This window comes from Sphingopyxis sp. PAMC25046 (assembly GCF_004795895.1).
Classification (GTDB): Bacteria; Pseudomonadota; Alphaproteobacteria; order Sphingomonadales; family Sphingomonadaceae; genus Sphingopyxis.
This window is the reverse complement of the sequence record NZ_CP039250.1, coordinates 3,607,938-3,622,009: the sequence shown is the minus strand read 5'-3', so window position 1 is coordinate 3,622,009 and position 14,072 is coordinate 3,607,938. Positions and strand designations below refer to the sequence as shown.

Below are 14,072 nucleotides of genomic sequence, written 5' to 3'. Positions count from 1 at the left end.
GCAAAAGTTGCACCAAGTCGCAATAATTTGCGCGGCAGCATGTTTCGGACTGGCCGCACCGGCCGTCCACGCTGCGGACACCAGCGCCGATGCTGGCATTGTCGCTCCTGACGAACCCGATGACGACAGCTTCGACGCTGGCGTTCCCTCGGCGAGCGAAGACAGCGAAGCCCGCGCGATCTTTCAGGCGTGGAAGCGCCTCGACACCGGCCTGACCGCCTCGATCGGCGTTGCCGTTCCGTCGCGCCGTCCGATCGACCAGATGTCGCTCTCGTCCTCCTACGGCATGCGCGTCCACCCCGTCACCGGCAAGGTCGCGCGCCACAATGGCATCGACATTCCGGCGCCGCGCGGCACCCCGATCTACGCCACCGCCGACGGCATCGTCGGCCGCGCCCAGCGCCTCGGCGGCTATGGCAATTATGTCGAAGTCGAACATGGCAACGCGATCCAGACGCGTTACGGCCATATGTCCTCCTACATCGTGCGCTCCGGGCAGCAGGTGAAGAAGGGCGATATCCTCGGTTACGTCGGTTCGACCGGCCGTTCGACCGGCAACCACCTCCATTATGAAGTTCGCATCGAAGGCGCACCGGTCAATCCGATGCCCTTCGTCCGTTCGGACCAGATGGCGATCGCCGCGATCACCGGCAAGAATGTCGCGATGGGCGGTCCCGAATAACAGCTTTCCTGGGTCGGAGAGGAAGGGGCGCCAGGCGGGATACCGTCGAGGCGCCCTTTTTATTTGAACCGGAGGATACTATCTAGTCCTCATGGCCACGCAGCTTTCCGATATCACCCTTTCGCCCGCCGCCGCGGCGCGCGTCCGCTGGATTGCCGACCGCAAGGGGGAGGCCGACGCGGCGCTGCGCCTCGCGGTCGACGGCGGGGGCTGCTCGGGCTTCACCTATCGCTTCGGCCTTGCCGAAAGCATCGACGCCGATGACATCGTCGCCGAAACCGACGGGGTGAAGCTGGTCGTCGATCCCGTGAGTATCGACCTCGTACGCGGTTGCATCGTCGATTTTGTCGATTCGCTCGGCGGATCCTCGTTTAAGGTCGAAAATCCCAATGCCGCCTCGGGTTGCGGCTGCGGGTCCAGCTTCTCGATCTGACGCCTTTCCCCGCCGGCTGCTTGCTGGCATAGCTGCGGCCATGAAAATTGCGACCTTTAACATCAACGGGATCAAGGCCCGTTTGCCGCGCCTCGTTGAATGGCTCGAAGAGACACAGCCCGATGTCGCCTGCCTGCAGGAACTGAAATCGAGCGACGAGACGATGCCGACGAAGGAGATCGAGGCGGCGGGCTACGGCTTCCTCTATCACGGGCAAAAGGGCTTCAACGGTGTCGCGATCCTCGCCAAAGGCATGCAGCCGGTCGAGGTGCAGCGTGGGCTGGCGGGCGAGGACGAGGATGAGCAGTCGCGTTATCTCGAGGCCGACGTCCATGGCCTGCGCGTCGGGTGCATCTATCTGCCCAACGGCAATCCGCAGCCGGGACCGAAGTTCGATTACAAGTTGCGCTGGATGGCGCGGCTGCGTGAACGCGCGAAGTTCCTGCTCGCGTCCGAAATCCCGACGATCCTGACCGGCGATTACAACGTCATCCCGCACGACGACGATGTGTGGGACCCGCGCGCGATGGCGACAGACGCGCTGATGCAGCCCGATTCGCGCGATGCCTGGTTCCGCCTGCTCGGCGACGGCTGGACCGACGCGATCCGCAGCCGCCATCCGGCGGGCGGGGTGTGGACCTTCTGGGATTATCAGGCGGGCGGCTGGCAGCGCGACCATGGTTTCCGCATCGATCACCTGCTGCTGAGCCCCGCGCTCGCCGACCGGCTGGTCGATGCGGGCGTCGACAAGGATCATCGCGGGCGCGAGAAGGCGAGCGACCATGCGCCGACCTGGGCAGTTTTGTCGTAGATTTTTCCACTGACGTGGAAAGGCGGCACCGAAGCGACCATTACGCGTCGGGATACAGCGTCTTCATCACCCGCTTGGGATCGAGTGCATAATGATGCGCGACCGCGCTCGCGATCACGCTTTCTAGGCTTCGCGTCGGCTTGAGGTCGCGGCCCTCATAGCGCGCAGCGGCAGCGAGCCCCGGCCAGTCGGCCGACACCTTGCCGCCCGCTTCGAGTCCGCCGCCGAGCAGCATCGCGGTCGATGCGGTGCCATGGTCGGTGCCGCCGGTGCCGTTGACCTCGACCGTGCGGCCGAATTCGGTTGCGACGATGACAAGTGTGTCGCTCCACGCCGGGCCGAGTCCCGTTTGCAGCGCGCCGATCAGCTGGTCGAGCCCGCGCAATTGCGCCGCGAGACGATTTCGCTGGCCGCTGTGCGTGTCCCAGCCGCCGGTTTCGACCATCATCACGCGCGCACCGTCGGCGGGGAGCATCAGCGACGCCGCAAGCGTGCCGAGTTCGGCGCCGTTGCGGCCGTTGTTGCCGCCGATGTCGCTCGCGAGTTCCTGCGTCTTCACCGCGCTGTCCCACAGCGGGTGGAGTAGAGGGTCGTCGGCGTACATCGCGGTCAGCCGTGCGATCAGGTCGGCGTCGGCCTGCGGCAGGCGGCTCGGCGCATAGGTGCCAACCTGCACCGTCCCGCGCAGCGCGAGCGGAACCGCGGGTGCGATCGCAATCGCGTCACGCTCGGCTGCAGGGAGCAGCGTGAGCAGTCGCCCCACCCAACCGTCGTCCCGGCCATAGGGGCGCGACCCGCCGCCCTCGAGCATATTCTGCCCGTCGAAATGCGACCGGTCGCGATAGGCCGTCGCGACGGCGTGCGCGAAATGCGCCTGCTTGCCGGTGTAAAGGCTTGCGGTCTGCGCAAGCGACGGATGCAGCGTGAACATGCCATCGAGCTTTGCGCCGCCCGCCGTCTCGTCGGCGATTGCGCGGCGCGCGGCAGCGAAGGCAGAATCGCCCGTCGGCGCAACGGTTGCGAGCCCGTCGGCGGCGCCGCGCTGGATGATGAAAACGAGCCGCTTCGGCGTGCCCGCGGCGGCATAGGCGAAGCCGGGCAGAGCGCCCGCAGCGGCGACGGTGATTCCCGACAGGAGGATCGAGCGGCGTGAAAGGATCATCGACTATCTCCGCAAAAAGGCCGGGCTGGCGAACAGCATCGCGAGACCTTGTCCGGGGCTGTCGGCGCGGGCGATGGCTTGAGCAGTGTCCGGGGCGAGGGCGTCGGCGAGGACGAGCGGGGCGAGTTGGCGCGCGTCTGCCCGGTCGCCAATTCGTCCCGCAATCCGGCTCGCGAGTTCGACGCGCTGCATCAGCGCCGCCGATCCAGCCCAGGTGGCGACCGTATCGTCATAGCCCTTGGGCGAACCGGGACGCCAGACCGGCTGGCCGAGCTGAGTGAACATTGCCACGATATTCTGGCGTTGACCGAGCCCCGGGACCTTCAATGCGCGCAGCATCGACACCGTCCAGTCCCACGGCGATTTGAACATCGTCGGTGCGGCGTTCCATGGCTCGGGCGAGGCGATCAGCGTGCGATAGAGCGAAGACAGGTCGCCGCCAGTTTGTTCGAAATCCTTTGCCAGACGGTCGACGAGCGTCGCGGGCGGTTCGTCACCGGTGAAGTGCCGCGCGAGCTTGATCGAGACATGGCGCGCGGTCGCGGGATGAACGGCGAGGTCGCGCAGTACCGCTTCGGCCTGTTTTGCGCCGGGCTGGTCATAGCGTTTGCCGAGGATCGTGAGCGCCCCCGGCTGATGGAGCCGGTCGACAAAGACCGTCGCGCCCGGCCGCGCGCCGGCGGGCATCAGTCGCTGTCCCGCGCCGCGGCCGAGCCCGGCGACGGTCAGCCCGGTGAGCGCCTTGGCGAAATTCGTCACATCGACCTGCGTATAGCCGGCGCGCACGCCGAGCGTGTGCAGCTCCATGATCTCGCGTGCCAGATTTTCGTTGAGCCCCGGCGCCTGCCGTTTGCCGCGATTACGCACGCGCGCCGCAAACGGACTGTCGGGGCCGAAGCTTTGCGCCTGGTCGAGGAAGAGCAGCATCGCGGGGTGGTGGACCGCGGCGGTCAAGAGATCGGCAAATTTGCCCATGACATGCGGACGGATTGCTTCATTCTCGTAATTGCCGGCGAAGCCGACGACGGTCTGCTTGTCCGCCGAGATCGCAAAATGATTGGACCAGAAATGGACGAGGCGTTCGGCGAAGGGGGTTTGCGTCGCGACCGCGGCGGCGAGGCGCGCGCTCGCGGCTTCGCCATAATGGCGGCGGAATCCCGCACGTGACATGCGGCGCATCGCCTCGACCGCATCGCCGTCGTCGTCGCGCATTTCCCCATTCTTCGCTTCACGGCGCATCGCTTGCCGCTCATCGCGATATTCAGCATAGGCGGTCGCGATCGCTTCGCGCCCCGCCAGGTCCGCGATCGCCGCAGGGGCGGGATCATAGTCGCCGATCTGGCGGATCAGCCAATCTTTCGGATCGTCCGCCGCCGGATCGTCGAAGCGGCGACCGAGCCCGAAGCGATTGGCGGCAAGATACTGGACTGCCATGACAAACCTTTCCGTGCCCCCAAACGCACGATGACGGCCATTTGTCGCAAAGCTGTCCCAGCGATCAAAGGGCCTTGTCGTAGATTTGATACACGCGGTTGACTTTGGCTTCGATCGCCTCGGCGACCGCATTCATCCCCTGATTGTCGTCGAGCACCCAGCCGATGTCGCCCTGTCTGGCGTCATAGTCGCGTACCGCGTCGCGGCGGATGAACTCGATCATCATGAAGGCGAGCGTGCTCGCCATGCGGCTGTTCTGGAGTTTTTTCGCGACGCCCATCAACGGAACACGCAAGATGCGGCTCTTGGGCTTGCGCAGCCACCAGAGCAGCCGTGCCCAGTTGAAGGGCAGCAGCGATCCGTCCATGTCGATCAAGAGCTGGTTGATGTTCGGCAGCACGATCATGAAAGCGACCGGTTCGCCGTCGACTTCGGCGACGCGGATCAGATCCTCGAACACGATATCCTTCAGCTTCTTGCCGACATAGGCGATCTCGCTGTCGGTCAGCGGCACGAACCCCCAATTGTCCGACCAGGCGTCGTTGAGCAGGCCCATGATCAGCTTTGCCTCGGCATCGAATCGCCGCTTGTCGACCTTGCGAATACGGATCCGCGCATTTTTCTCGCCCGCCGCGACGATGCGGTTGACCAGCGGCGGGAAACCGTCCGCGATGGCGACCGAATAGTTGAGGAGCTGCTTGACGGGCGCATAACCCGCATTCTCGATCCAGCCGCGATAAAGCGGGCTGTTGTGCCCGAGCATGATCGTCGGCGGCGTCTCGAACCCCTCGATCAGCAGCCCGGGCTCGTCCCAGATCGAAATCGATAGCGGGCCAAGCGCGCGCGTCATGCCTTGCCCGCGCAGCCAATCCTCGGCCGCGGCGATCAGCGCATGGGCACTTTCCTCATCCTCGGCTTCGAGCAATCCCCAGTTGCCGGTGCCCGGCCCCATGCCCTGTTCGGCGGGCTGGGCGAGCGCGAGTTCGTCGATATGCGCCGATATGCGCCCGATCGTGCGGCCGTCCTGCCGCGCGAGGAAAAATTGCGCCTTGCCATGTTCGAACCACGGATTCTTGCCCGGGGTGAGCAGGCCGTAAACCTCGCCCTTCAGCGGCGGCACCCACGCCGGATCGCCGCGGTTGAGTCGAAAGGCGAGCTCGACGAACTCGCGCAAATCATTCTTGTCCTTGACCGGGTGGATCGTGATCGGGCCGTGATTATGGGCGCTCATGCTGGTTTCCTGAAAGGGGCGTCCTATATTTGTCGCGAGGCATTAGGGCATAGATGGGGCGCTGGCGACCCGCTTTCGGCCATTTTGCTGCCATGAAAATATGATGAAGAGCCGCCTATGTTAGCGATGAACACCCTTGTCGACCGGCTGTCGGCGCCCGCGGCGGCACCGGTCCCCCCGTCGGCGGATGCCGGCAAGATGCCGAAGTCCGCGATCGCGGATGACATGGCGATGATCCGCGCTGCGTCGGAGCTGACGCGCGATCTCGTGCAGCCTTCGCCGCGCATCTATTGGACCGATTTTCTCGCTTCGACCTTCATCGGTTATGCGGGCATCGCGGCGGCGATCCTTGCACCTTCGATCGTGTGGACGCTCGTCGCGGCGGTGATCGCGGTCGTCGCGCTCTATCGCGCGGGGAGCTTCATTCACGAGCTGACGCATATCCGCAAGAATGCGCTGCCGGGTTTCCGCCTCGCGTGGAATATCCTCGTCGGCGTGCCGCTGCTCATCCCCTCCTTCATGTATGAGGGGATACACAGCCTGCACCACAACCGCACCAAATATGGCACGGTCGAGGATCCCGAATATCTGCCGCTCGCGCTGATGAAGCCTTGGACGGTGCCGCTGTTTGTCGTCGCCGCGGCCTTCGCGCCGCTCGCGCTCGTCTTCCGCTATGGCGTGCTCACCCCGCTCTCGGTTCTGATCCCGCCGCTGCGCCGCGTGGTCGTCGAACGCTATTCGGGGATGATCATCAACCCGCTGTTCCGCCGCAAGCCGCCCGAGGGCGAATTCCGCCGCCAGTGGGCGTGGCAGGAAGGCGGCGCCTGGGCGTGGGCGAGCCTGCTGATCGCTGCGGGCGTTTTCGGCTGGGTGCCCTTGCGCGCACTGGTCATCTTCGGCGCCATCGCGTCGGCGACGCTCGTGCTCAACCAGATCCGCACGCTCGTCGCGCATCTCTGGGAAAATGACGGCGAAGTGCTGACGGTGACCGGCCAGTTCCTCGACAGCGTCAACGTGCCGCCGCCGGGTCTGCTCCCCGAATTGTGGGCGCCGGTCGGACTGCGCTACCACGCGCTGCACCACCTGTTGCCGGGCGTTCCCTATCATTCGCTCGCCGAGGCGCACCGCCGCCTGAAGGACGCGTTGCCGTCGGACTCGCAATATCATGGCGCGAATTACGACAGCTTGCCGAAGCTGGTGATAAATCTGGTTGCGGGGTCGGCGCGGGGCTCGGCCGCCTGATATTTGGCTTGCGGGCGGCGTGTCGGCTCAGGGGACAACGGACGCTTCGCAATATTCGTCATCCCGGACTTGATCCGGGATCCATTCCTTCAACGCTGCGGATAGATCCCGGATCAATTCCGGGATGACGATACAAAGGACGGCGAAAAGCCTCCCTATTCCTCGGTCCTGATCAAAATCATCTCGCCGATCAGCGCGAACAATATGAACGGACCCCATGCCGCGAGGAAGGGCGAATAGGCGCCGAGATCGCCCATTGCGAGCGCGAAATTGTCGGCGACGAAATAGGCGAAGCCGAGCCCCATGCCGATGATCGCGCGTACGAACAGCTTGCCCGAGCGTGCGAGCCCGAACGCCGCGACTGCACCCAATAGCGGCATCAATATCGCCGAGAGCGGCCCCGAAATCTTGTGCCAGAGCACGCCCTTCAGCGCGCCGACGGGGCGGCCCGCGGCCTCGAGGTCGGCGATCGCCGAACGGAGCTGGAGGAAGGGCAGTTCGTCGCCGTCGACCTGCGCGAGCGTGAACTGGTCGGGGCGTACATTTTTCGCCGCGACGATCGTGCCCAGCGGTTCGACGGTGCCCGAGCGGCGGATGAAGCGCCGCGCATTCGTCAGTTCCCAGCCGCCGCCCGCGACCGCGCGCGCGCTGTCCGCCGACAGCATCGACGACAGCACCCCGCCGGTGCGCTCGTAAATCGTGACATAGCCGAGGGTGATCGCCGGGCCGCTGGTATCGACCGTCGTCGCGTTGATCAGGTCGTCGCCGTCGCGAACCCAGATATTGGTGCGGATACCGCTGTCCTTGGGGACCTTTTTATATTCGACCTTCTGCCAGGCGCTCAGCGCCGCGGTCGAACGCGTGACGATGCGTTCGTTGAACGCAAAGCTGATGCCGGCAACGAGCAGCGCGGCGAGGAACAGCGGCGCGAGCACCTGATGCGCCGACATGCCTGACGCCTTCATCGCGATCACCTCGCTGTTCTGGTTGAGCGTCACCATCGTCAATATCGTGCCGAGCAGTACCGAAAAAGGCAGAAAGGTCTCGATGATCTGCGGCAGCCGCATCCCGACATAGCGCCACACGTCGGCATCGCTGTTGCCGGCGACGCCCAGGATCTTGCCGCTTTCGCCGAGCAGGTCGAGCGTCTGGAGGATCAGTACAAGCGCGAAGAGGATCGAGAAGGAGCGGACGAGGAACAGGCGGCCGACATAGATCGCCATCGTGCGCGACGGGAAAAAATGGAGTTGGTGCATCAGGTAAGCCGCTGCTTGCGCTGGAAGACGGCGAGGGCCGCACGGATTTTTTGCGCCGCCTTGGCGGCGACGCGTTCGAGCGCGCCGATCGGCTGGCCGCCGGGAACGTGCGCGATCGTATAATACATCCAGATCGCGAGCGCGGCGAAGAGGAGATAGGGCACCCAGAGCGCGATCAGCGGATCGATCGTCCCGCGCGCGCCCAGATCCTCGGCATATTGGTTGATCTTGTGCTGGGTGACGAGCAGCACGATCGACAGGAAGACGCCGAGCGACGAGGTCGATCGTTTCGGGGGCACCGCGAGCGCGACGGCGATCAGCGGGATCAGGAACATCGACATCACCTCGACGATGCGGAAGTGGAAATTCGCTCGCGATTCAAGCCGCGTCTGTTCGGGCTGGCTGCTGTCCTTGCCCGCGACGAACAGTTCGGGGATCGTCATCTCGCGGTCGGCGCCGCCGCGCAGGCGGAACGCCTCGATCTTGGGGAGCGGGATCGGCAGATCGTGATTGTCGAAGGTCAGCACGCGCGGCACTGAGAATTTGGGCGATTCATGGATCAGCACGCCCTGCGACAAGCGCAGGATGATCGTGTTGGGGTCGTCGGTCGCGAGGAACTGCCCGCGCGCCGCGGTCGCCGACACGCGCTGCCCGTCGCGCTGGTCGCCGCGCACGAAGATGCCGCGCAGGGATCGCCCGTCGTTATAGCTTTCCTCGATGCGTAGCGTCATGCGGTCGCCCAATTTGGTGAATTCACCGACCTTGATCGACGCCCCGAGCGCGCCCGAACGCAATTCGAACTGCAGCCCTTCATAGGCGTAGCGCGCGACGGGCTGGATGAAGCCGACGATCGCCAGATTGAGCGCCGCAAGCGCGATCGCATAGGCGAATGGAATACGCATTAGCCGCCCGAAACTCATGCCGACGCCCTTGAGCACGTCGAGCTCGCTCGACGTCGCAAGCCTGCGGAAAGCAAGGAGAATCCCGAGCATCAGGCCGATCGGAATACCGAGCGAGAGATATTCGGGGATCAGGTTGGCGAGCATGCGCCACACGACGCTGACCGGGCCGCCCTCGGTCGCGACGAAGTCGAAGAGGCGCAGCATTTTTTCGAGCACGAGCAGCATCGCCGACAGGACGAGCGTGCCGAGCATCGGGAAAAAGATGAGCCGCGCGATGTAGCGGTCGATGGCAGGAAGCTTATTCAATCTTTCGTCGCCCCATCACCATGATTTGGCCGCAGTTGTTTCCGATATGCCGATTCAAGGGCGACAGGGACCCACGTCGGCGCGCGCTTAGCGTGTGCGGATGTGGCTATAGCCTCTGGAGGTTTTGAGGTCATGTCGAAATTTGTATCCGCGCTGCTTGGCGTTTCCGTGCTGGCTGTCGCCGCGACGGCGCAGGCGGAAGGCCGGGTCATCTCGAACGATCTGTCGCAATGCAAGAGCGGCCCGTCGACGCTGGTCCGCATCAGCGGCGTCAAGGCGTCGACCGGCAAGATTCGCGTGCAAAGCTATCGCGGCACGGCGGCCGACTGGCTCGAGAAGGGCCGCTGGCTCGCGCGCATCGAAGTGCCGGCGCGTGCCGGAGCGATGACCGTCTGCGTGCCGCTGCCCGAAGCGGGGGTGTACGGCATCGCCGTGCGCCACGACGTCAACGGCAACGGCAAGACAGACATCTCGCGCGATGGCGGAGGGATGTCGAACAATCCGAGCATCAACATCTTCAACCTTGGCAAGCCGAGCTACAAGAAGACGGCCTTTTCGGTCGGGGATGCGCCCAAGACGATCTCGATCACGATGAAATATATGTAAAGATATGGCCAGCGTCGCGCTCCTTTCGAATCCACGTTCGACGGGCAACCGCGCCCTGTTGCCGCGGGTTCGCGAATATTGCGCGGCGCACCCCGATATTTTCCATTACGAGGTCGAGGACGTCGATCAGATCGGCGAGGCGATCCGCACGATGGCGATGGTCAGCCCGCGCATCGTCGTCATCAACGGCGGCGACGGCACAGTGCAGGCGGCGCTGACCGAACTTTATTCGGGCGGCCATTTCGGCGGCTCGCCGCCGCCGGTCGCGGTGCTCCCGAACGGCAAGACCAATTTGATCGCGCTCGACCTCGGCGCCGAGGGCGATCCGATCAAGGCGTTGCAGCGCGTCGTCGATCTGGTCGGGAGCGGCCGGCTCGAGGATCATGTGATCGAACGCCAGCTGATCTCGCTCGACAGCGGCGACGAATCGCGCCCGGTGCTGGGCATGTTCCTAGGCGGCGCCTACCTCGCCGACGTGATGCTCTATTGCCGCAATCGCATCTATCCGCTCGGCCTGCCCAACGGAATTTCGCATTTCCTCGCGGCGATGCTCGCGCTGTTCGCGATCATCTTCGGTGTCGGCGGCGGGCGCCTGCCGCCCAAGCCCGAACCGATGACCGTGTCGCTGATCCGCCAAGGCGAATTCAAGGGCAAATTCTCGCTGCTGATCGTGACGACGCTCGAGAAACTGCTGCTCAGCATCCGCACCAGCGAAGCCTATGGCACGAACGGCAATATGAAGCTGCTCGCGACCGACAGCAGCGTCGGCGCGCTGTTCCGCATGCTCGGCGCGACCTGGCGCGGGACGCTGGGGCAAAAGCAGCTCGAAGGCGTGCATTTCCAGCAGGGCGACGAGATTCGTATCGAGGGCGAGCGTTCGAACGTCATTCTCGACGGCGAAATCTTTCAGGCGAAGAACGGCATGCCGATCATCCTGACCTCGACGCAGCCGGTGCCCTTCCTGCGCCTCGCCGCATAAGTCACAAGTTTGATATTCCTCCGTTCGCTTCGATCCCCTCGACTGCCATGGCAGGCGCGCAGGATAGACTTCGGGCTTTGGCCGAAGTCGAGATGCCCCTCCGGGTCGCGACTTCCGATGAGTGTCTCGACTTCGCTCGACACGAACGGGTATCGTAAGGCGGTTTAGTCATGTCTGCGATTTCCGAACTCGTCCGAGAAGAGCTTGCGATCCCCGTCGACCCGCGCGTCACTGCGATGGCGGCGGCGATCGCGGCCGACTATCCGGGCAGTGCGCGCGCGGTGCTCTTTTATGGCAGCTGCTTGCGCGAGAGCGAACTTGACGGGCTGATGCTCGATTTCTATCTGATCGTCTCAGACTATGGCGACGCTTATTCCAAAGGCTGGATGGCCGCCGCGAACCGGTTGATTCCGCCCAATGTCTTTCCGTTCCAGCACGGCGGACTGATCGCCAAATATGCGGTGCTGAGCGAAAGTGATTTCGACCGGCTGAACGGTCCCGAGACCCGCAACGTGTCGGTGTGGGCGCGTTTCGCTCAGCCGTCACGGCTCGCATGGGCGGTGGACGACACAGCGGCGAGCCGCGCGGTCGCCGCGGTGGCGCGCGCCGCGCCGACCTTGCTAGCGGCGGCGGGACAGGTCGAGGGCGAAGCGCCGCTCGACTGGTGGCGGCGCGCCTTTTCGCTCACCTATTCGGTCGAGCTGCGCGCCGAACGCGCGGGCCGGGCGCAGTCGGTCGTCGATGCCGATGCGGCGCGTTACGAACGGTTCGGTGGCCCCGCGATCGCGGCGATCCCGGCAGGCGTTCGCGCGGGCGGCTGGGCGCGCCGGCGGCTGGAAGGCAAGCTGCTCAGCGTTGCGCGGCTCGCCAAGGCCAGCCTGACCTACGCCGGCGGGATCGATTATCTGGCGTGGAAGATCAATCGCCACGCGGGCACAAAGATCGAGATCAAGCCCTGGCAACGCCGCTGGCCGCTCGTCGCCGCGCTGACGCTGGTGCCGCGGTTGATCCGGGGCGGCGCGATCCGCTAACTCGCGAGCCGCTGGCCGTCGGGCCGCGTTTCGCCGCTCCGCCGGATCGCGCGGTCGAGCGCGCTGAGCGTGAAGGGCTTGCGTAGCACGTCATGATCACCAAAGGCTGCGTCCTCGCTCGCATCGCCAGCATAGCCGGTGACGAACAGCACCGACAGTTCGGGCCAGCGCTGTTTCAGCTGCGCGACCATTTCGGGGCCGGTGAGTTCGGGCATCAACACATCGGACAGGATCAGGTCGAACCCGCCGCGGCCTTCGGCCAGCCGCCCTTCGACCAAAGCCTCGGCCTCCAGCGGATTGCCGCACGCGACCACCGTATGGCCGAGTTCGCTGACCGCGTCGACCGTCGCGGCCAGGACGCGCGCGTCGTCCTCGACCACCAGGATGCTGAGTGCGTCGGCGGGCGCCGCAGGTGCTTCGGTATCGCCGGGTACCACTTCGTCCGCGTCGCTGGTCAGCGGCTGGGCGACGGGCAGCAGCATCGCGACGCTCGTGCCTTCGCCCTCGGTCGACGAAATCTGCACCTCGCCGCCCGATTGGCGGCAGAAGGCGAAGACCTGGCTCATGCCGAGCCCGGTTCCCTGGCCCGCAGGCTTGGTGGTGTAAAAGGGATCGAAGACGCGTTCGAGCACCTCGGGCGACATGCCGCAGCCCGTGTCGATCACCTGCACTGCGAGCGCCGCAGCCCTGTTCTCGCCGTCGCCCAGCGTCCGGATCGTCAGCGACCCGTGGCCGTCCATCGCGTCGCGCGCATTGACCGCGAGGTTGAGCAGGGCATTTTCGAACTGCTGCCGATCGACCCAGCAGGCAAGGTCGTGGGCCTGAAGGTCGAGGGTAAGCGCGATCCGGTCGCCGATCGTGCGCTCGATCAGCTGCGCAAAGCTCGCGATACATTCGTCGACCGGGGTCATTTCGGGGCGCGCGGGCTCCGAGCGGGCGAAGGTCAGCAGGCGGCGTGTCAGGTCGGCGGCGCGATTGGCGCCGTCGAGCGCGTTGGAAAGGTGGCGCTGCGCCTTGTCCGGCGTATCGGGAAGCCAGCGCTGCGCCAGTTCGAGCCCGCCGACGACGACCGCGAGCATATTGTTGAAATCATGCGCGATGCCACCGGTCAGCTGGCCGACGGCCTCCATTTTCTGTGCCTGGCGTAGCTGCGCCTCCGCCGTCTCGCGGTCGGTCATTTCGCTGCGCAGCGCCGCGTTCGCCTCGGCGAGTTCGGCGGTCCGCTCCTCGACCGCCGCCTCGAGCTGCGCCGCGCGGTCGCTTTCGACCAACTGCTCGCGCCGGGCGAGGCGCCGTTCGCCCTCGGCACGGATCAGCGAGAAGGTCGCGCCGATCGCAATGACTGCCGCGGCGGCACCGAGCAGCGAGAAGAGCAGGATCGCCTGGTTGAGACTGGCGCGGTCGGCGGCCGCCAACCGGTTGCGCTCGCTCAGCAGCGCACGTTCGTTGGCGATGATTTCGCTGAGCAGATTGTCGATTCGGGCCAGCCCGTCACCCTGACCGGCGGCGTAAAATTTGGAAATAGCGGCGACGGTCTGGTTATAATTGGCGCTGAGCGCCGCATCGCCCAGCTGTTCGCCGCGGCTGTCCATCTCGCGCGCCAGCTGCTCGACCAGCGCGATTTGTTTGGGATTGTCGCGCACATTGCGCTGGAGCCGCGTCATGAACTGGCGCGCGCGGCCCCATTGATATTCATAGATGCGCCCATCCTCTTTCTGCAGGCCCACCGCGAAGCGGCCGAGCGCCGCCTCGGCGCGTGCGATCGCGGCGTCGACCGAGCGCGTCTGCGAGATGACCTCCATGCTCTGCGTTTGCCAGCCGAGCGATCGGTCGTAATTATCGTTGGCGCGCGCGAGCAGCAGGACGAGCGCGCCGACCACACCGGTCAGGATCGCGCCGAGGACGATCGTCGACCAGAAGCGAATACGCTCCCGCCGGCCGTCATTTTCGCTGTCGATATCCCGCTCGAACACGCGCATCTCTTACCGGACAAGCGG

The 14,072-nt window shown here is 65.2% G+C and carries 13 protein-coding genes; 7 read left to right on the top strand and 6 right to left on the bottom strand.

Annotated features, from left to right (window positions below):
- Positions 1-7 precede the first annotated feature (7 nt).
- The 3 genes from E5675_RS17010 (at position 8) to xth (ending at position 1,926) form a co-directional block, all read left to right on the top strand.
- Positions 8-682 carry a M23 family metallopeptidase gene (locus tag E5675_RS17010; protein ID WP_247594664.1) on the top strand — a complete coding sequence of 225 codons (675 nt, stop codon included), beginning with the start codon at positions 8-10 and terminating at the stop codon, positions 680-682.
- A 91-nt stretch (positions 683-773) separates the two neighbouring features.
- Positions 774-1,115 (top strand): iron-sulfur cluster insertion protein ErpA, encoded by a 342-nt coding sequence (erpA, locus tag E5675_RS17005; protein ID WP_136175534.1) that lies wholly within the window; start codon positions 774-776, stop codon positions 1,113-1,115.
- A gap of 40 nt (positions 1,116-1,155) precedes the next feature.
- Positions 1,156-1,926: an exodeoxyribonuclease III gene (gene xth / locus E5675_RS17000; RefSeq protein WP_136175533.1), complete on the top strand. Its 771-nt coding sequence runs from the start codon at positions 1,156-1,158 to the stop codon at positions 1,924-1,926.
- 40 nt (positions 1,927-1,966) lie between these two features.
- Here xth and E5675_RS16995 read toward each other — a convergent pair whose 3' ends face one another.
- The 3 genes from E5675_RS16995 to E5675_RS16985 all read right to left on the bottom strand — a co-directional run bounded on the left by E5675_RS16995 (position 1,967) and on the right by E5675_RS16985 (position 5,753).
- On the bottom strand, positions 1,967-3,088 hold the full coding sequence (locus tag E5675_RS16995) for a DUF1501 domain-containing protein (RefSeq protein ID WP_136175532.1): 1,122 nt from the start codon (positions 3,086-3,088) through the stop codon (positions 1,967-1,969).
- 3 nt (positions 3,089-3,091) lie between these two features.
- Positions 3,092-4,522 carry a DUF1800 domain-containing protein gene (locus E5675_RS16990; protein ID WP_136175531.1) on the bottom strand — a complete coding sequence of 477 codons (1,431 nt, stop codon included), beginning with the start codon at positions 4,520-4,522 and terminating at the stop codon, positions 3,092-3,094.
- A gap of 64 nt (positions 4,523-4,586) precedes the next feature.
- Positions 4,587-5,753 carry an N-acetyltransferase gene (locus E5675_RS16985; RefSeq protein ID WP_136175530.1) on the bottom strand — a complete coding sequence of 389 codons (1,167 nt, stop codon included), beginning with the start codon at positions 5,751-5,753 and terminating at the stop codon, positions 4,587-4,589.
- Between the two features lie 117 nt (positions 5,754-5,870).
- Here E5675_RS16985 and E5675_RS16980 point away from each other — a divergent pair, with 117 nt between their 5' ends.
- Positions 5,871-6,995 carry a fatty acid desaturase gene (locus E5675_RS16980; RefSeq protein WP_136175529.1) on the top strand — a complete coding sequence of 375 codons (1,125 nt, stop codon included), beginning with the start codon at positions 5,871-5,873 and terminating at the stop codon, positions 6,993-6,995.
- Between the two features lie 155 nt (positions 6,996-7,150).
- Here E5675_RS16980 and lptG read toward each other — a convergent pair whose 3' ends face one another.
- The gene (gene lptG / locus E5675_RS16975; protein WP_136175528.1) at positions 7,151-8,251 is read right to left on the bottom strand and encodes an LPS export ABC transporter permease LptG; all 1,101 of its coding nucleotides are present in this window, start codon (positions 8,249-8,251) and stop codon (positions 7,151-7,153) included.
- Positions 8,251-9,405 carry an LPS export ABC transporter permease LptF gene (gene lptF, locus E5675_RS16970; RefSeq protein ID WP_247594898.1) on the bottom strand — a complete coding sequence of 385 codons (1,155 nt, stop codon included), beginning with the start codon at positions 9,403-9,405 and terminating at the stop codon, positions 8,251-8,253. Before lptF ends, lptG begins: the two co-directional genes overlap by 1 nt.
- 186 nt (positions 9,406-9,591) lie before the next feature.
- On the opposite strand from lptF, the gene E5675_RS16965 reads away from it, so the two are divergent.
- The 3 genes from E5675_RS16965 (at position 9,592) to E5675_RS16955 (ending at position 12,075) form a co-directional block, all read left to right on the top strand.
- Entirely contained in the window at positions 9,592-10,065 is a 474-nt protein-coding gene (locus tag E5675_RS16965; RefSeq protein ID WP_136175526.1) for a DUF2141 domain-containing protein, read from the top strand.
- Positions 10,066-10,069: 4 nt separating this feature from the next.
- Positions 10,070-11,044, top strand: coding sequence for an acylglycerol kinase family protein (locus E5675_RS16960; protein WP_037554109.1), 975 nt, complete (start codon positions 10,070-10,072; stop codon positions 11,042-11,044).
- A 170-nt stretch (positions 11,045-11,214) separates the two neighbouring features.
- Complete coding sequence (locus E5675_RS16955; protein ID WP_136175525.1) at positions 11,215-12,075, top strand: hypothetical protein; 861 nt, start codon at positions 11,215-11,217, stop codon at positions 12,073-12,075.
- On the opposite strand, the gene E5675_RS16950 is transcribed toward E5675_RS16955, so the two are convergent.
- Positions 12,072-14,054, bottom strand: coding sequence for an ATP-binding protein (locus E5675_RS16950; protein ID WP_247594663.1), 1,983 nt, complete (start codon positions 14,052-14,054; stop codon positions 12,072-12,074). The two genes, E5675_RS16955 and E5675_RS16950, sit on opposite strands and share 4 nt — an antisense overlap.
- Positions 14,055-14,072 lie beyond the last annotated feature (18 nt).